16 protein-coding genes are annotated in these 17,089 nt (G+C 73.0%); 13 read left to right on the top strand and 3 right to left on the bottom strand.

Annotation, left to right across the window (positions count from 1 at the left end):
- The first annotated feature begins 167 nt into the window (after window positions 1–167).
- The 13 genes from ACZ6KO_RS24135 (at window position 168) to ACZ6KO_RS24075 (ending at window position 15,452) form a co-directional block, all read left to right on the top strand.
- Complete coding sequence (locus ACZ6KO_RS24135) at window positions 168–1,820, top strand: CTP synthase (RefSeq protein ID WP_401456596.1); 1,653 nt, start codon at window positions 168–170, stop codon at window positions 1,818–1,820.
- Between the two features lie 81 nt (window positions 1,821–1,901).
- Entirely contained in the window at window positions 1,902–2,537 is a 636-nt protein-coding gene (locus ACZ6KO_RS24130; RefSeq protein ID WP_469306055.1) for an NUDIX domain-containing protein, read from the top strand.
- A gap of 151 nt (window positions 2,538–2,688) precedes the next feature.
- Entirely contained in the window at window positions 2,689–4,653 is a 1,965-nt protein-coding gene (locus ACZ6KO_RS24125; protein WP_469306054.1) for a tetratricopeptide repeat protein, read from the top strand.
- A gap of 150 nt (window positions 4,654–4,803) precedes the next feature.
- Window positions 4,804–5,919: an alanine dehydrogenase gene (ald, locus tag ACZ6KO_RS24120; protein ID WP_469306088.1), complete on the top strand. Its 1,116-nt coding sequence runs from the start codon at window positions 4,804–4,806 to the stop codon at window positions 5,917–5,919.
- 327 nt (window positions 5,920–6,246) lie between these two features.
- Window positions 6,247–7,407 (top strand): ParA family protein, encoded by a 1,161-nt coding sequence (locus ACZ6KO_RS24115; RefSeq protein ID WP_401456592.1) that lies wholly within the window; start codon window positions 6,247–6,249, stop codon window positions 7,405–7,407.
- Window positions 7,404–7,889 (top strand): hypothetical protein, encoded by a 486-nt coding sequence (locus ACZ6KO_RS24110; protein WP_469306087.1) that lies wholly within the window; start codon window positions 7,404–7,406, stop codon window positions 7,887–7,889. Before ACZ6KO_RS24115 ends, ACZ6KO_RS24110 begins: the two co-directional genes overlap by 4 nt.
- A gap of 862 nt (window positions 7,890–8,751) precedes the next feature.
- Window positions 8,752–9,954 (top strand): segregation and condensation protein A, encoded by a 1,203-nt coding sequence (locus ACZ6KO_RS24105; protein WP_469306053.1) that lies wholly within the window; start codon window positions 8,752–8,754, stop codon window positions 9,952–9,954.
- A 43-nt stretch (window positions 9,955–9,997) separates the two neighbouring features.
- Window positions 9,998–10,567, top strand: a complete 570-nt coding sequence (gene scpB / locus ACZ6KO_RS24100; protein ID WP_469306086.1) for an SMC-Scp complex subunit ScpB — start codon at window positions 9,998–10,000, stop codon at window positions 10,565–10,567.
- The gene (locus ACZ6KO_RS24095) at window positions 10,567–11,787 is read left to right on the top strand and encodes a pseudouridine synthase (protein WP_469306052.1); all 1,221 of its coding nucleotides are present in this window, start codon (window positions 10,567–10,569) and stop codon (window positions 11,785–11,787) included. The genes scpB and ACZ6KO_RS24095 overlap by 1 nt, the downstream gene beginning before the upstream one ends.
- A gap of 185 nt (window positions 11,788–11,972) precedes the next feature.
- On the top strand, window positions 11,973–12,581 hold the full coding sequence (gene pnuC, locus ACZ6KO_RS24090) for a nicotinamide riboside transporter PnuC (RefSeq protein ID WP_469306051.1): 609 nt from the start codon (window positions 11,973–11,975) through the stop codon (window positions 12,579–12,581).
- Window positions 12,578–13,666: an AAA family ATPase gene (locus ACZ6KO_RS24085; RefSeq protein WP_469306050.1), complete on the top strand. Its 1,089-nt coding sequence runs from the start codon at window positions 12,578–12,580 to the stop codon at window positions 13,664–13,666. Before pnuC ends, ACZ6KO_RS24085 begins: the two co-directional genes overlap by 4 nt.
- A complete protein-coding gene (locus ACZ6KO_RS24080) occupies window positions 13,663–14,436 on the top strand; it encodes an NUDIX hydrolase (protein WP_469306049.1) in 774 nt (257 codons plus the stop codon). The genes ACZ6KO_RS24085 and ACZ6KO_RS24080 overlap by 4 nt, the downstream gene beginning before the upstream one ends.
- Window positions 14,433–15,452, top strand: coding sequence for an ADP-ribosylglycohydrolase family protein (locus ACZ6KO_RS24075; RefSeq protein WP_469306048.1), 1,020 nt, complete (start codon window positions 14,433–14,435; stop codon window positions 15,450–15,452). The genes ACZ6KO_RS24080 and ACZ6KO_RS24075 overlap by 4 nt, the downstream gene beginning before the upstream one ends.
- Before the next feature lie 26 nt (window positions 15,453–15,478).
- On the opposite strand, the gene ACZ6KO_RS24070 is transcribed toward ACZ6KO_RS24075, so the two are convergent.
- The 3 genes from ACZ6KO_RS24070 to ACZ6KO_RS24060 form a co-directional block, all read right to left on the bottom strand.
- Window positions 15,479–16,153, bottom strand: a complete 675-nt coding sequence (locus ACZ6KO_RS24070; RefSeq protein ID WP_469306085.1) for a nucleotidyltransferase domain-containing protein — start codon at window positions 16,151–16,153, stop codon at window positions 15,479–15,481.
- A gap of 47 nt (window positions 16,154–16,200) precedes the next feature.
- A complete protein-coding gene (locus tag ACZ6KO_RS24065) occupies window positions 16,201–16,620 on the bottom strand; it encodes a Rieske (2Fe-2S) protein (protein WP_469306047.1) in 420 nt (139 codons plus the stop codon).
- A 102-nt stretch (window positions 16,621–16,722) separates the two neighbouring features.
- Window positions 16,723–17,064 carry a DUF952 domain-containing protein gene (locus tag ACZ6KO_RS24060; RefSeq protein ID WP_469306046.1) on the bottom strand — a complete coding sequence of 114 codons (342 nt, stop codon included), beginning with the start codon at window positions 17,062–17,064 and terminating at the stop codon, window positions 16,723–16,725.
- Window positions 17,065–17,089: the final 25 nt, after the last annotated feature.

Raw genomic sequence — 17,089 nt, 5'->3', positions numbered from 1 at the left:
ACCTGCCGGGTCGCTGATAGGCTGGTACCCCGTGGACCGGTGGTCTGCCTGTGCGAATCAGGGGCCCCGAAACCGCAGCTTCGGCGCCCCCTGAGACCCGTTCCGGGTCTCCGCGGAACGGCACCGGACGCACCTCACCTCGCGACCACGGGAGCCCCCTCTTGGCGATGCCGCCCAAATCCATGACGACCAAGCACATCTTCGTCACCGGGGGTGTCGCTTCGTCCCTCGGCAAGGGCCTGACGGCCTCCAGCCTGGGTGCGCTGCTCAAGGCGCGCGGCCTGCGGGTCACGATGCAGAAGCTCGACCCGTACCTGAACGTCGACCCCGGCACGATGAACCCGTTCCAGCACGGCGAGGTGTTCGTCACCAACGACGGCGCCGAGACCGACCTGGACATCGGCCACTACGAGCGCTTCCTCGACGTCGACCTCGACGGCTCGGCCAACGTCACCACCGGCCAGGTCTACTCGACGGTCATCGCCAAGGAGCGCCGCGGTGAGTACCTCGGCGACACCGTGCAGGTCATCCCGCACATCACCAACGAGATCAAGCACCGCATCCGCCGCATGGCGACCGAGGACGTCGACGTCGTCATCACCGAGGTCGGCGGCACGGTCGGCGACATCGAGTCGCTGCCGTTCCTGGAGACCGTCCGCCAGGTCCGCCACGAGGTCGGCCGCGACAACGTCTTCGTCGTGCACATCTCGCTGCTGCCCTACATCGGCCCCTCCGGCGAGCTGAAGACCAAGCCGACGCAGCACTCGGTCGCCGCGCTGCGCAACATCGGTATCCAGCCCGACGCGATCGTGCTGCGCGCCGACCGCGACGTGCCCACCTCCATCAAGCGCAAGATCTCGCTGATGTGCGACGTCGACGAGGCGGCCGTGGTCGCCGCCATCGACGCCAAGTCGATCTACGACATCCCGAAGGTGCTGCACACCGAGGGCCTGGACGCGTACGTCGTGCGCAAGCTCGACCTGCCGTTCCGCGACGTGGACTGGACGGTGTGGGAGGACCTGCTGGACCGGGTCCACAACCCCGACCACGAGGTCGACGTCGCGCTGGTGGGCAAGTACATCGACCTGCCCGACGCCTACCTGTCGGTGACCGAGGCGCTGCGCGCCGGCGGTTTCGCCAACAAGGCCCGCGTCAAGATCAAGTGGGTCACCTCCGACGACTGCAGGACCCCGGCCGGCGCGGCGGCGGTGCTCGGCGACGTGGACGCGATCTGCGTGCCCGGCGGCTTCGGCGACCGCGGTGTCAACGGCAAGGTCGGCGCCATCACGTACGCCCGCGAGAACAAGATCCCGCTGCTGGGCCTGTGCCTGGGCCTGCAGTGCGTGGTCATCGAGGCCGCGCGCAACCTGGCGGGCATCGAGGACGCGAACTCCACCGAGTTCGACGCCTCCACCCCGCACCCGGTCATCTCGACCATGGAGGAGCAGCTGGCCTTCGTCGAGGGCGCGGGCGACCTGGGCGGCACCATGCGCCTGGGCATGTACCCGGCGAAGCTCGCCGAGGGCTCGATCGTGCGCGAGGTCTACGGCGACCAGGCGTACGTGGACGAGCGGCACCGCCACCGCTACGAGGTGAACAACGCCTACCGCGGCGAGCTGGAGAAGAAGGCGGGCATCGTCTTCTCCGGCACCTCCCCGGACAACAAGCTGGTCGAGTACGTCGAGTACCCGCGCGAGGTGCACCCCTACCTGGTGGCCACCCAGGCCCACCCGGAGCTGCGCTCGCGCCCGACCCGCCCGCACCCGCTGTTCGCGGGCCTGGTCAAGGCGGCGGTGGAGCGCCAGCAGGCCGCCAAGTGACGGTGTGACGGCATAACGTAGGCAGCCGGGGTGCGCGCAGGCGCGCATCCCGGCTGTCGCGCGTCCGGGAGGACTTCGGAAATGGGCATCGTGGACATCAAGGACTCCGCTCTGGCCTGGGAGGTCGTGTCGCAGGACCGTCCCTTCGAGGGGGCGAAGACGGCCGTCGCCTCGGACCGGGTACGGATGCCCGACGGCTCGGTGGCGCGCCGCGACTACCAGGTGCACCCGGGCTCGGTGTGCGTGCTGGCGCTGGACGCGCAGGACCGGGTCCTGGTGCTGCGCCAGTACCGGCACCCGGTGCGGCACAAGCTGTGGGAGCTGCCCGCGGGGCTGCTGGACGTGCCGGGGGAGAACCCGCTGCACGCCGCCCAGCGCGAGCTCTACGAAGAGGCGCACGTCAAGGCCGAGGACTGGCGGGTCCTCGCCGACTTCTTCAGCTCGCCCGGCGGCTCCGACGAGGCGGTACGGATCTTCCTGGCCCGCGACCTGGCCGAGGCGGAGGGCGAGCGGTACGCGGTCTCCGACGAGGAGGCCGACATGGAGCTGGCCCGGGTCCCGCTGGCCGAGCTGGTCCGCGGCGTCCTGGCGGGCGAGCTGCACAACCCCGGCCTGGTCACGGGCGTACTGGCGCTCGCCGCCGCCCTGGCCGCCGGCGGCCCCGACACCCTCCGCCCCGCCCAGGCGCCCTGGCCGGCCCGCCCGTACGAGGTCTAGGCGGCCCGTACGGGGGCCGGTGGGCGCCGGGAGGGGCCGGTGTGACGATCGGCTGATCCGATCGGGCGATTTGTCCGCCGCGCTCCCCACAAGTCGTCGCTCTGTGTGAACTACGCTCAGCTTTCCCGGACGCAGGGAGAGGAGCGGATCCGTGACGGATTTCGTCGGGCGGCGGCGTGAGCTCAAGGAGCTGCGCGAGGACATCGCGCGGACCGGGCTCGACACCCTCTCCGGGCGCAAGGCGAAGGCGCCCCGCGCCCGCGTGCTGCTCGTCGCCGGGCGGCCCGGCTCCGGGCGGACCGCGCTGGCCGAGGAGTTCGTGGCCGAGGTGGCCGCGCAGTACCCCGACGGGGTCCACACGGCCCGGCTGACCGCCCCCGGCGGGGAACAGGCCGCCACCGACACCGTGCTGCGCGGCCTCCTGACCGGACTGGGCGAGCGCACCCCGCCCGGCGCCGGCGAGGACGAACTGTCCGCACAGTTGCGCGCCGTGCTCGCCGGCCGCCGGGCGATCCTCCTCCTCGACGACGCCGCCGACGTCTACCAGGTGGACGCGCTGCTGCCGGACAACCCCGAGTGCCTGGTCGTCGTCACCTCCGAGGGCCCCCTGACCGGCATCCCGGACGTACGCCCCTGCACCCTCGGCGGCCTGGAGACCCCCGCCGCCGTCGAGATGATCGTGGACCGGATCGGCGGCATCCGCGTCACCGTGGACCCCACCGCAGCCGAGGCCATCACCGAGGAGTGCGGCGGCCAGCCCGCCGCCCTCGCGCTCGTCGCCGGCTGGCTCGCCGCCCACCCCAAGGCCTCCCTGGCCGACCTGGCCAAACAGCTGCACGACATGCCCCCCGGCACCTCCGGCCCGCTGGGCCGCGCCTTCCGGCTGGTCTACGAGTCCCTGCCGCAGCCCGCCCAGCGCACCCTGCGCCTGCTGCCCCTCGCCCCCGCCGGGGTGGTCGACTCGCACAGCGCCTCCGCGCTCGCCGGCTGCTCGGTCGCCGCCGCCCAGTCGACGCTGGAGGACTTCGCCGGTCTGGGCCTCGTCCGGCCCGCCGCGGACGGGCTGTTCCGGCTGCCCGGGTGCCTCGCGCCCCTGCTGCGGGCGCTGCTCGAGACCAAGGAGCGGCCCACCGAGGTCCAGCTGGCGCGGGCCCGCATGATGGAACGGACCGTCCGCCTGCTGCACTCCTGCCGGGCGATGGCCGAGGCCGACGCCGTCGCCGCGCGCGACCGGCTCGAGGGCCTGCCCCGGGCGCTGCGCTTCGCCGACCGCCGGGCCGCCGCCACCTGGCTGGACACCCGGCTGCCGGCCCTGGCCGCGTGTGCGCGCCTCGCGGTCGCCGACGGCGAGCTGGACACCCTGGCCCGCCGCCTGATCGCGGCCCTGGTGCGGGCGCTGGTCGAGCACCGCGGCACCGCCGAGGCGGCCCCCGAGCTGTACGGGCTGCACCGGCTGGTCCTGGACGTGGCCGAGCGCCGCGCCCTGCACCGCGAGCAGGCCGCCGCCCTGCTGAACCTGGCCGATCTCGACGCGGAGACCGGGCGCACGCAGGAGGCGCTGGAGCGCTACCGGGCCGCCCTGGACGCCGGACGGGCGGCGCAGGACCCGTACGCCACCGGCCGCGCGATGGAATCCGTAGGTGGCGCCTACCAGGAGCTCGGCGACTGGCACCGGGCCGCCGACTGGTTCGGTCGAGCGCTGTCCCAGTCGCTCACGAGGGGTGAGCGAGCGGACGAGGCCAGGCTGTACGGGAGGCTCGGCAACGTGCACACCTACGCGGGCCGGTACGGCGACGCGCTGCGCAGCTGGCGGGCCGCCGCGGCCGGCTACCGCAAGCTGGCCGATGTGCCCGGCCAGGCGCGGGCGTTGAGCGAAATGGCGCGGATCCAGGAGTACGCCGGACGGCCCGAGGAATCGCTGCACACCTGCCGCGAGGCGATCGAGGTGGCGCGGCGGGCCGGGGACCTGCGGCTTCAGGCCGCCCTGCAGGTGCGGCTGGCCGACACCCTCGACCGGCTCGGTGATCCGGCGGCGGCCCGGCTGCACCGCACCGCGGCCGACAGATTGCTCGGAGACGATCCCGCAGCCTACGAAATCCGCAGTGGTTCCGACTGAGATTATTGGTTTGCAAGGCTAGACACCGAGAAATCCTTCATTAGACTGGCTCCACCACGTCATCCCGTGGTGCATCCCGTTGCGCGCTGGTGCAATGGGTATGTATGGCATTGCACCGTTACATCCCCTGAGCCAAGGACCGTGATCGACGTGAAGGTCGGTATCCCCCGCGAGGTCAAGAACAACGAGTTCCGGGTGGCCATCACCCCCGCCGGCGTGCACGAGCTCGTCCGCAACGGCCACCAGGTCTTCATCGAGCAGAACGCCGGTGTCGGCTCCTCGATCACGGACGCCGAGTACGTCTCCGCCGGCGCCGAGATCCTCGGTACCGCCGACGAGGTGTGGGCGACCGCCGACCTGCTGCTCAAGGTCAAGGAGCCGATCGCGGAGGAGTACCACCGGCTCCGCAAGGACCAGACGCTCTTCACCTACCTGCACCTGGCGGCCTCCCGCGAGTGCACGGACGCCCTCCTGGAGTCCGGCACCACCGCCATCGCGTACGAGACGGTCGAGCTCGCCAACCGCGCGCTGCCGCTGCTCGCCCCGATGTCCGAGGTCGCGGGCCGGCTGGCCCCGCAGGTCGGCGCCTACCACCTGATGCGCTCGGCCGGCGGCCGCGGCGTCCTGCCCGGCGGTGTCCCCGGCACCCACGCCGGCGAGTGCGTGGTCATCGGCGGTGGCGTCTCCGGCTGGAACGCGGCGCAGATCGCCATCGGCATGGGCTTCCACGTGACCCTGCTCGACAAGGACATCAACAAGCTCCGCGAGGCCGACAAGATCTTCGGCACGAAGATCAAGACGATCGTCTCCAACGCCTTCGAGCTGGAGAAGGCCGTCGTCGAGGCCGACCTCGTCATCGGCGCGGTGCTGATCCCGGGTGCGAAGGCCCCGAAGCTGGTCACCAACGAGCTCGTCGCCAAGATGAAGCCCGGAAGTGTCCTTGTCGACATTGCGATCGACCAGGGCGGCTGCTTCGAGGACTCCCGTCCGACCACCCACGCCGAGCCGACCTTCCAGGTCCACAACTCGGTCTTCTACTGCGTCGCCAACATGCCGGGCGCGGTGCCGAACACCTCCACCTACGCGCTGACCAACGCCACGCTGCCCTACATCGTGCAGCTCGCGAACCTGGGCTGGGTCGAGGCGCTGCGCCGGGACCCCGCGCTGGCGCTCGGCCTCAACACCCATGACGGCCAGGTCGTTTACGGTCCGGTCGCCGAGGCCCACGGCCTGCAGACCCTGGAGCTCAGCACGCTGCTCGGCTGATCACGTCAACGACTGACGTCAATCTCACGTATCCGGCCGGACCTTGCCCGCAAGGTCCGGCCGGACGCGTATGGCGGCCCGGCGGAGATCCCGCTCAACTCGCCTCGAACGTAACCCTTTAACCGTTTCGCGCACCCGCGAAACTTCACAGTGACGGCCCGGACGCCCTTGACAGAGTGGTGTTCGGTTGCCGACACATCGTGCCGGGTCCGGCGGATTGTGTTGCTGCGGAGTGGTGACACGCCATAGAGTCGCCAACCGTCGGCATGGTGCCACGCTGACCTATCGATAAGTGTCCTGGTCACGTCCAAGGAGGTAAGACGACTTGTGAATGAGTCGACATTTGCTCCTGGGGGTGGTCAAGCAGACGCGTCTGCGCGGGGCCAGGGCCCTGCCGGACTCGAAGCTGTCGGCTCCGTCGCAGTACGCACCTTCGCAAACCACCAGCACATGACGACGCCCCAAAAGAGCATGGACGGCCTAGACGTGAACTCCACGGCCGGCGACCTGAGCGGCGCCACGCCCACCGGTCTCGCCGACTACGACGTGGTGCCCGAAGGGCACTTCTACGACCCCGACGCCGAGTACGAGCCCGACCCCGAGTACGCGGCCACCCTCGCACCCGACGCGGCGAGACAGCGCCGCGAACGGATCGGCCCGACCGGACGGCCGCTGCCGTACTTCCCGATCCCGGGTCCGCTGACGGACCACGGTCCGGCGAAGATCATCGCGATGTGCAACCAGAAGGGCGGCGTCGGCAAGACCACGTCGACCATCAACCTGGGCGCCGCACTCGCGGAGTACGGGCGGCGCGTGCTGCTCGTCGACTTCGACCCGCAGGGCGCGCTGTCCGTGGGCCTCGGAGTCAACCCGATGGAGCTGGACCTGACGGTCTACAACCTGCTCATGGAGCGGGGCATGTCGGCCGACGAGGTGCTGCTGAAGACGGCGGTCCCCAACATGGACCTGCTGCCGAGCAACATCGACCTGTCCGCCGCGGAAGTGCAGTTGGTCTCCGAGGTCGCGCGCGAGTCGACGCTCCAGCGGGCCCTGAAGCCGCTGATGAACGACTACGACTACATCGTGATCGACTGTCAGCCCTCGCTCGGCCTGCTGACCGTGAACGCCCTGACAGCAGCTCACAAGGTCATCGTGCCGCTGGAGTGCGAGTTCTTCGCCCTGCGCGGTGTGGCGCTGCTGACGGAGACCATCGAGAAGGTCCAGGAACGCCTCAACCCGGAGCTGGAGCTCGACGGCATCCTGGCGACGATGTACGACTCCCGTACGGTGCACAGCCGCGAGGTGCTGGCGCGGGTGGTCGAGGCCTTCGACGACCACGTCTACCACACCGTCATCGGCCGTACGGTGCGCTTCCCGGAGACCACGGTCGCCGGTGAGCCGATCACCACGTACGCCTCCAACTCCGTCGGCGCCGCCGCGTATCGCCAGCTCGCCAGGGAGGTGCTCGCCCGGTGTCACGCCGAGTGAGTCTGCCCGGAGCCGACGAACTGTTCCGTACGACCGGGGGGACGGCCCTGCAGGCCTCCTCACCGCGACGGGGTCCTGACGAGGCGTCGCCCTCGGACTCCGAGCACAGCGCGACGCGGGACACCGCGGCGGGCCCCGGCCGGGAGGCCGAGGAACCGGTGGTCGCCGCCCCACGCCGCCCGCAGGAAGGTTCCGGCCCCGCCCCGGCCCCGGCCGCGGCCACGGGTACGTCGCGGCGCAAAGGGGGCCGGGGGGCGAACCGCCGGCCGAGCGGGCGCGAGCGCCACGACGAGAAGATCACGGTCTACGTCTCCGCCGAGGAACTGATGGACCTGGAGCACGCGCGGCTGGTGCTGCGCGGCGAGCACGGGCTGGCCGTGGACCGCGGCCGCATCGTCCGCGAGGCGGTCGCCGTCGTCCTGGCGGACCTGGAATCCCGCGGCGACGCCAGCATCCTGGTCCGCCGCCTGCGCGGCCGCTGAAGCCTCTTGCGCTCCGCGGAGCCGTGGGGCCACCTCGCGCAGGCCTGCGGTGCTCCGCCCCACAGCCCCCGCGCCTCAAGCGCCGGCGGGGCTGGATAGAGGCCGGCGTTCCGAGCCGGCGCCGCGGGGCCACCTCGCGAAGGCCTGTGGGCTCTGCTCCGCGCCCTGCGCCTCAAGCGCCGGCGGGGCTGGGTGGGGCGTCGAGCGCCGGCGTGGCAGGCGGGGGTCGGCCCCTGTAGCCCGAGCGGCGTTTGAGCGGGGCTCGGCGGAGCCGCTGGGCACCTCACGCAGGCCTGCGGTGCTCCGCCCCACGCCCCGCGCCTCAAGCGCCGGCGAGGCTGGATAGAGGCCGACGTTTCGAGCGGGGCTCGCCGCAGGCGCGGGGTCGTGTTCCGAAGGCCTGCGGGGCTCTGCCCCACGCCCTGCGCCTCAAACGCCGGCGGGGCTGGGTGGGGCGTTGAGCGCCCGCGGGGCGGGCGGGGGTCGCCGCTTGCAGCCCGAGCGGCGTTTGAGCGGGGCTCGGCGGAGCCACTGGGCACCTCGCGAAGGCCTGCGGTGCTCCGCCCCACGCCCCGCGCCTCAAACGCCGGCGAGGCTGGATAGGGGCCGATGTTCCGAGCCGGAGCCGTGGGGCCACCTCGTGAAGGCATGCGGGGCTCTGCCCCACGCCCTGCGCCTCAAGCGCCGGCGGCTGGATCAGGGCCGGCCGTTTCGAGCCCGAGCGGCGATTGAGCGGGGCCGGTGGAGCCGCCGGGTGCGACGGGGAGCAGGGGTCGCGTTGCGGGCGTCGGCGCCGAGGGAACCGGGGGGTGCCCGGTAGGCTGCCAGGGCCGCCAGACACGCCGCCGGACCCAGGAACGCGATGCCCCCGAACGACCCCGCTCGGCCCGCCCCCAGGCGCCGCCTGGGCCGCGGCCCGGGGGCCGACCCGAAACCGGCTGCCGGGGCGGCGGCAGAGCCGTCCCCCGAGCCCGTCCCCGCAGCGGCGGCCCAAGAGCCCGTCCCTGCGGCGGCCCCCGAGCCCGACCCTGCGGTGGCTCCCCAGCCCGTCCCCGCGGCGGCCCCGGAGCCAGGCCCGGCGGCGGCCCCGGAGCCGGGCCCCGTCGCCGGGTCGGAGGCCCTTTCCGTCGAGCTGACGGCCGTGGGCGCCGATGCCCTGGCGGGGGCCGGGGCCGTTGGGGCACCGGGCGTGCCGGTGGCGGGGGACGGGGTGGTGTCGGCGGGGGGCGGTCGTGGGGCTGAGGGTGGTGGTGACGGGCGGTTCACGTTGCGGCTCGCCAACTTCGAGGGGCCCTTCGATCTGCTGTTGCAGCTCATCACGCGGCACAAGCTCGACGTCACCGAGGTCGCGCTGTCCAAGGTCACCGACGAGTTCATGGCGTACATCCGGGCCATGGGACCCGACTGGGACCTCGACCAGACCACCGAGTTCCTCGTCGTCGCCGCGACCCTGCTCGACCTCAAGGCCGCCCGGTTGCTGCCCGCCGCCGAGGTGGAGGACGAGGCCGACCTCGCCCTGCTGGAGGCCCGGGACCTGCTCTTCGCCCGGCTGCTGCAGTACCGGGCGTACAAACAGATCGCCGCGATCTTCGAGGACCGCTCCGACGCCGAGGCGCGCCGCTACCCCCGTACCGTCGGGCTGGAGCCGCACCTCGCCGAGCTGCTGCCCGAGGTCGTCATCAGCATCGGCGCCGAAGGGTTCGCCCGGCTCGCCGTCAAGGCCATGCAGCCCCGGGCCAAGCCCGAGGTGTACGTCGACCACATCCACGCGCCGCTGGTCAGCGTGCGCGAGCAGGCCGAGGTCGTGGTCCGGATGCTCCAGGCGCGCGGCGAGGCCAGCTTCCAGGAGCTGACCGAGGGCGTCACCGACACCCTGACCGTCGTCGCGCGCTTCCTGGCGCTCCTGGAGCTCTACCGGGAGAAGGCCGTCTCGCTGGACCAGGAGGAGGCCCTGGGGGCGCTCATGGTCCGCTGGAGCGGCGGCACCGGTCCCGGGCCGGCCGTGACCGACGAGTTCGACCGAGTCGTGGAGGAGAGTGAGGAGAGTGGAGGCGATCGTGACTGAGGGGGCGGCAGTGCCGCTGAAGCCCGCGCTCGAGGCCGTGCTCATGGTCGTCGACGAACCCGCCACCGAGGCCCACCTGGCCAAGGTGCTCGGCCGCACTCCCCGTGAGGTCGCCGACGCGCTGCGCGAGCTCGCCGACGAGTACACCGTGCAGGGCCGCGGCTTCGAGCTGCGGCTGGTCGCCGGTGGCTGGCGGTTCTACAGCCGCGCCGAGTACGCCGCCGCCGTCGAGGGCTTCGTCCTGGACGGCCAGCAGGCCCGGCTCACCCAGGCGGCCCTGGAGACCCTCGCCGTCGTCGCGTACCGCCAGCCGGTCAGCCGTTCCCGCGTCTCGGCGGTGCGCGGAGTCAACTGCGACGGGGTCATGCGCACCCTCCTCCAGCGCGGTCTGGTCGAGGAGGCGGGCACGGAACCCGAAACAGGTGCGATCCTGTACAGGACGACGAACTACTTTCTGGAGCGGATGGGCCTGCGCGGCCTGGACGAGCTCCCGGAGCTCGCGCCCTTCCTCCCGGAGGCGGAAGCGATCGAGGCCGAGACGCAGGAAGGCGTCCCGTCGTTCGATCCGGACGCTCCGGACACAGACGAAGACGACAAGACGACGGAACTTTGATGCGAAGCAGCGGCGGCAACGGCGGCAACAGGAACAGCGGCAACAGCGGCGGGCGCGGTAACTACCGCGGCGCCGGGAACGGGCGCGACGACAGGCAGGGCGGCGGCCGGGGCGGCCAGGGCCAGAGCCAGGGCCGGGGCCGGAGCCAGGGTCAGGGCCAGGGGCAGGGTCAGGGCCAGGGTGAGAGCCGTCCGCGCCGTCCGCGTCCCGAGGAGCGCCGCTACGACGTGGGCCCCGAGGGCGAGCGCAGCGGCGGCGGCGCCAAGGCCGGTGGCGGCGGCGCCCGCGGCGCGGCCGCGCGCGGCGGTGCCAAGGGCGGCCCCAAGACGTCCAAGACCCCCGGCATCGGCGGGGCCGGCGGCCCGCGCCGCGGTCCCGGCAGCCGCAGCGGCCAGTCGCGCCCCCGCGAGTACGACGCCCGCGTCGAGGAGCGCAACCGCGAGCGCTACGCGAACAAGCCCGAGATCAAGACCCCGAAGACCTTCCCCGGCGCCGAGCAGGAGGGCGAGCGGCTGCAGAAGGTGCTCGCCCGCGCCGGCATGGGCTCGCGCCGCGCCTGCGAGGAGCTGATCGAGCAGGCCCGCGTCGAGGTCAACGGCAAGGTCGTCGTCGAGCAGGGCCTGCGCGTGGACCCGCAGAAGGACGAGATCAAGGTGGACGGCCTGACCGTCGCCACCCAGTCGTACCTCTTCTTCGCGCTGAACAAGCCGGCCGGCGTGGTGTCCACCATGGAGGACCCCGACGGCCGCCAGTGCCTGGGCGACTACGTCACCAACCGTGACACGCGGCTCTTCCACGTCGGGCGCCTGGACACCGAGACCGAGGGCATCATCCTGCTCACCAACCACGGCGAGCTGGCGCACCGCCTGACCCACCCCAAGTACGGCGTGCAGAAGACCTACCTGGCCGCCATCACCGGCCCGCTGCCGCGCGAGGTGGGCAAGCGCCTGCAGTCCGGCATCGAGCTGGAGGACGGCTACGCCCGCGCCGACCACTTCCGCGTGGTCGACCAGGTCGGCAAGAACTACCTGGTCGAGGTGACCCTCCACGAGGGCCGCAAGCACATCGTGCGCCGCATGCTGGCCGAGGCCGGCTTCCCGGTCGAGAAGCTGGTCCGTACCGCGTTCGGCCCGATCGAGCTCGGCGACCAGAAGTCCGGCTGGCTGCGCCGCCTGACCAACACCGAGGTCGGCATGCTCATGCGCGAGGTCGGTCTCTAGCCTCTATTGCAGCCTGTCCGAGGGCTGAGAGCCCGCGGTGCCCCACCGGCACCGCGGGCTCTTCGCGTTTCCGGGCCGCGCCCGTTCCTCCGGTTCCTCCGGTTCCCACGTTTCCTCCGGTCCCGCGTCTTGCCGCCCTCCGCGATCACTGTTTATAGTCAGAGTGACTATTAAGGGGGGTCGTCGTGAGCTGGACTCTCACCTGGACCGAGGTCCTCGGGTTCGCCACCGGCGCCGTGTGCGTCTGGCTGGTGGCCCGCCAGCACGTCGCCAACTGGCCGATCGGCATCGCCAACAACGTGTTCTTCATCGTGCTGTTCACCCAGGCGGGCCTGTACGCCGACGCCGGCCTCCAGATCGTCTTCATCGCCCTCGCCGCGTACGGCTGGTGGACCTGGACCCACGGGGGTGGACCGGGCTCCACGGACGCCCTTCCGGTGCGCCGCACCTCGCGCGCCGAATGGTTGTGGCTGGCCGTGGCGGGGGTGGTGGGGACCGCCGCCCTGGCGCTCCTGCTGGACCGGGCCACCGACTCCACGGTGCCGTTCTGGGACGCCCTGACCACCGGGCTCTCGCTCATGGCGACGTACGGCCAGTGCCGCAAACGCGTGGAGTCCTGGTGGCTGTGGATCGCCGCCGACGTCGTCTACATCCCGCTGTACGTCTCCAAGGGCCTCCTGCTCACCGCCCTGCTGTACGTCGGCTTCCTCGCCCTGTGCGTCGTCGGCCTGCGCAGCTGGCGGCGCGACCTGGCCGCGCCGCGCGCGGCCCGGGCCCTGGGAGCGACGGCATGAGCGGGCCGCGGGCCTACGGACACGGGCTGGTGCTGGGCAAGTTCTACCCGCCCCACGCCGGCCACCACCACCTCGTACGCACCGCGCTCGACCAGTGCGAGCGGCTGACCGTGCTGGTGTGCGCGGCCTCCGTGGAATCGGTGCCGCTCGCCGACCGGGTCGCCTGGATGCGCGAGGCGCACCCGCAGGCCGAGGTGGTCGGCGCCGTCGACGACATCCCCGTCGACCTGACCGATCCGGCGGTCTGGGAGGCTCACATGGCGGTCTTCCGGGCGGCCGTGCCCGGCCCGGTCGACGCCGTCTTCACCTCCGAGGCGTACGGCACCGAGCTCGCCCGCCGGTTCGGCGCCGACGAGGTCCGCGTCGACCCCGACCGCACCCTCTTCCCGGTCTCCGGGACGGCCGTGCGCAAGGACCCGGTGGGCTGCTGGGAGTTCCTCGGACCGGCCGTCCGGGCGGCCCTCACCCGGCGGGTCGTCGTCCTGGGCGCCGAGTCGACCGGCACCACCACCCTGTCGCGGGCCCTGGCCGCCCACTACCGGCGGCGCGGCGGCGTCTGGGCGCAGACCGGCTGGGTGGCGGAGTACGGACGCCGCTACAGCGAGGAGAAGCTGGCGGCGCTGCGGGCCGAGGACCCGGCCGCGGGCTGGGCCGACGCCGTCTTCGCCGCCGAGGAGTTCCCCGTCATCGCCCGCCGGCAGGACGAGGACGAGGACCGGGCTGCCCGGCTGGGCTCGCCGGTGCTGTTCTGCGACACCGACTCCTTCGCCACCGGCGTGTGGCACGAGCGGTACGTGGGCGGGCGCAGCGCCGACGTCGAGGCGATCGCGGCCCGCCGCCCGCGGGACCTGTACCTGCTGACCGATCACGAGGACGTGCCCTTCGAGGACGACGGGCTGCGCGACGCGCCGCACCTGAGGCCCTGGATGACCGGCCGCTTCCACGAGGAACTCACCCGCACCGGCCGACGTTTCCTCCTCGTCGGCGGGGACCGCGAGGAGCGGCTGGAGACGGCCGTGGCCGCCGTCGACGCGCTCCTCGCCGAGGGCTGGCACTTCGCCGATCCCCTGCCGGAGCGCCGGTGAGCGGCGCCGGGGACGGCCATGACCCGTCCGCCTCCTACGACCCGTCCGGCTCCTACGACCCCTCCGCCTTCGAGCCGTTCGCGGTGACGGTCGACCTCGCCGTGTTCACGGTGCGCGGCGGCGCCCTGCACGTGCTGCTGATCCGGCGCGGACAGGAGCCGTACCTGGGCGCGTGGGCGCTGCCGGGCGGCTTCGTCACGCCCCGGGAGTCCGCCGAGACCGCCGCCCGCCGCGAGCTGGCGGAGGAGACCGGCCTGACCGACGACGTGGTCGCGGCCCTGCACCTCGAACAGCTGCGCACGTACAGCGAGCCGGACCGCGACCCCCGGATGCGGGTGGTCTCCGTGGCCTTCACCGCACTGGTGCCGGACCTGCCCGAACCGGCCGCCGAGGGCGGCGGCGACGCGGCCCACGCCCGCTGGATGCACCTCGCCGAGGTCGGCGCGCTGGCCTTCGACCACGCCGCGATCCTCGCGGACGCCCGCTCCCGGATCGGCGCCAAGCTGGAGTACACGTGCCTGGCGACCGCCTTCTGCCCGCCCGAGTTCACCCTCGGTGAGCTCCAGGCCGTCTACGAGACGGTCTGGGACACCGCCCTGGACCGCCCCAACTTCCGCCGCAAGGTGCTCGCCACGCCCGGCTTCGTCGAGGCCGTGCCCGGCGCCGCCCGGCTGACCGGCGGGCGCGGCAAACCGGCCGCCCTCTACCGGGCCGGACCGGCCACCACGCTCCATCCCCCGCTGCTCCGCCCGGAAGGACACCCCCGATGACGGTACCCACCAAGCGCGCCGCGACCGGCGCCCTGATCGGCCTGGCCCTCGGCGACGCGCTCGGTTTCCCCACCGAGTTCAACGACGTCCCCTCGATCCTGGCCAAGACCGGCCCGTGGCGCCGGATGGACCTGCCCCGCCCGGCGATCGTCACCGACGACACCCAGATGACCCTCGCCCTGGCCCGCGGCATCCGTACGGCCATGGGGCGCGGCCCGCTGGACCCGGCGGCGCTGGCCGGCCCGGTGCGCGAGGAGTTCGTCGCCTGGTACCACTCCCCGGACAACAACCGGGCACCCGGCAACACCTGCCTGCGGGCCTGCGGCCTGCTGGACGACCCGCGGCGCGACTGGCGCGACGCCAGCCAGACCGGCTCCAAGGGCTGCGGCGCGAACATGCGGGTGGTGCCGGTGGGCCTGGTGCCCGGCTGGACGGACGAGGAGCGGGCCGGCGCGGCCCAGCTCCAGTCGGCCCTCACCCACGGCCACCCGACGGCGCTCGCCGCCTCCGACCTGACGGCGCGTGCGGTCCGGCTGCTGGCGCGGGGCGCCGAGGTGACCGGCCTGGTCGGCCTGCTGCGCTCGTACGCCCTGGACCAGCGCACGACCTACCACGAGCGCTGGCTCGGCGACCTCTGGATGCGCACCGGCTCGGACGCGAGCCCGCAGTCCTTCATCGCCCGCGGCTGGGACGAGTGCCTGGCGGTCCTGGACCGCCTGAGCGCGGCCCTGGCATCGCCCTCCCCGGAGACGGACCCGTGTCTGGCCACCGGCGACGGCTGGATCGCCGAGGAGGCCCTGGCCACGGCCCTGCACTGCTTCCTGCTCTTCCCCGCGGACCCCCTGACCGCGCTGCGCCGGGCGGCCTGCACCCAGGGCGACTCGGACTCGATCGCCTGCCTGGCGGGCGCCTTCGCGGGCGCCCACCTGGGCGCGGACGTCTGGCCCCGCGACTGGGAGGGCCGCATCGAATACCGTGCCGACCTGCTCACCTTCGGCGCCCTCTGGGACGCGTGAACGTCCGGGCGGCGGCCGGGGCGGGGTCAGCGCAGCGCTGAGGCGCGGCGGGTGCGGACGAGGAAATCCTGGACGCGGGCGTGGTCCGGGGCGGCCGGGAGGGGGGTCGTGGCCAGGGCGGCCTCCGTCTCGGCGGTCAGAGTGGCCATCCAGGACTCGACCCGGTCCCAGGGGAGTTCGCCGTGCTTGACCGCCAGCAGCCGGTCGCGGTGCTCGCCCGCGTCGATGGTCAGCCGGCCGGTGCGCAGCAGGTCCCGGCAGGAGATCAGCAGGCGGAGCAGGTGCATCGCGTGCTTCCAGCGCGGGCCGCCGTGCAGGCGGACGTCCGCCTCGAGCTTGGCGCGCTGGGATACGGCGTAGCGGGTGAAGGTGGTGTGGGCCTCGCGGGAGAGGAAGGCGTCCCGCAGCGCGCGCAGCTCCTCGCCGACCGGGGTCAGGACCTCGACCAGCGGGGAGTGCAGGCACTCCAGGACGTTGGGGTTGGCCTTCAGGGCCAGTGCGCAGAATCGTTCCAGCTCCCAGGAGAACTGCTCCTCCAAGGGCCCGTCCACATGCGTCGGCGGCTTGTCGAAGCGCCAGAACAGCGGCGTCGGCGCCAGGTAGACGCCGCGCAGGTCGGTGTCGCTCGTCTCCGTCGCCAGCCCGAAGGCGCGCGAGCCCATCACGCAGGAGTAGACCGTGTGCTCGCGCACCAGGTCCATGTCGTCGATCGCTTCCACCGGTCGGAGACTAGACGCCCCCGTGCCGCTCACGCGAGCGAGATGTTCTCGCCCGAGACCTTGATCGGCTTCTCGGGCAGCGGCCTGGTCGCCGGGCCGTGGGCGACCGCGCCGTCGGCGATCGCGAACCTGCTGCCGTGACAGGGGCAGTCGATCGTGCCGTCCGCCACCTTCGCCACCGTGCAGCCCTGGTGCGTGCAGACCGCGGAGAAGGCCCGGAAGGTGCCGGCCTCCGGCTGGGTGACCACGATCTTCTCCGCGGCGAGGACCGTGCCGCCGCCCACCGGGACCTGGGAGGTCGTGGTGAGGACCTGGCCGCCGGTCGGTGCGCTCCCGCTCCCGGCCGCCGGCTGCTGCGCCGTCCCGCAGGCCGTCAGTGCGCAGCCGGTCAGGGCCGCGGTGCCCACCACCAGGACCGTGCGCCGGGGGGTGCCCGTGGGGTCGCTCATGACGTCTCCTCGTTCGGGGACCGGGTCCGCCCGGGCGGGCGGGGACGGCGAACAGCATCCCGGGCCGCCCCGGCCCCGCCCGGCAGGTCGGCGTACGGCGTGTCAGGCGCCCGGTTCCCACGGCCGCAGCGCCGACGGCCGGCCCGGGGCGCGCACGACCTCCCACAGGCGGACCGCGGCCGCCCGGTTGAGCGGCCCGTGCACGTGCGGATAACGGGCCCCCGATTCACCCTCCCGGCGCACCTCCGAGGTCAGCGCGCGCTCGTCGAGCTCCACGGCCAGCAGCGTGCCGGGGGTGTCGCGGTAGTGCGTGTCGGCGATCTCCAGGGTGATCGGGCGGTCGGCCGAGCAGTGCACGAAGCCCTCGGACTCCAGGGAGGGCGGCGCGTACGGCAGCTCCGGGGCGGCGCTCCAGTCGGCGAGCGGGACGATGTGAAAGATCATGTCGATGGTTCTATCGCAGTCCCCG

The sequence above is a fragment of the Streptomyces sp. NPDC042102 genome (assembly GCF_055582305.1).
This window is presented reverse-complemented; position numbering and strand designations above follow the sequence as displayed.

What these genes read in the sequence shown, in the direction of transcription:
- ACZ6KO_RS24105 (WP_469306053.1), top strand. Translation starts at nt 8,752, where the DNA reads ATGCCCCCGAACGACCCCGCTCGGCCCGCCCCCAGGCGCCGCCTGGGC.
- ACZ6KO_RS24095 (WP_469306052.1), top strand. Translation starts at nt 10,567, where the DNA reads ATGCGAAGCAGCGGCGGCAACGGCGGCAACAGGAACAGCGGCAACAGC.
- ACZ6KO_RS24070 (WP_469306085.1), bottom strand. Translation starts at nt 16,153, where the DNA reads ATGGACCTGGTGCGCGAGCACACGGTCTACTCCTGCGTGATGGGCTCG.
- scpB (WP_469306086.1), top strand. Translation starts at nt 9,998, where the DNA reads ATGGTCGTCGACGAACCCGCCACCGAGGCCCACCTGGCCAAGGTGCTC.
- ACZ6KO_RS24130 (WP_469306055.1), top strand. Translation starts at nt 1,902, where the DNA reads ATGGGCATCGTGGACATCAAGGACTCCGCTCTGGCCTGGGAGGTCGTG.
- ACZ6KO_RS24060 (WP_469306046.1), bottom strand. Translation starts at nt 17,064, where the DNA reads ATGATCTTTCACATCGTCCCGCTCGCCGACTGGAGCGCCGCCCCGGAG.
- ACZ6KO_RS24075 (WP_469306048.1), top strand. Translation starts at nt 14,433, where the DNA reads ATGACGGTACCCACCAAGCGCGCCGCGACCGGCGCCCTGATCGGCCTG.
- ACZ6KO_RS24135 (WP_401456596.1), top strand. Translation starts at nt 168, where the DNA reads ATGCCGCCCAAATCCATGACGACCAAGCACATCTTCGTCACCGGGGGT.
- ACZ6KO_RS24065 (WP_469306047.1), bottom strand. Translation starts at nt 16,620, where the DNA reads ATGAGCGACCCCACGGGCACCCCCCGGCGCACGGTCCTGGTGGTGGGC.
- ACZ6KO_RS24085 (WP_469306050.1), top strand. Translation starts at nt 12,578, where the DNA reads ATGAGCGGGCCGCGGGCCTACGGACACGGGCTGGTGCTGGGCAAGTTC.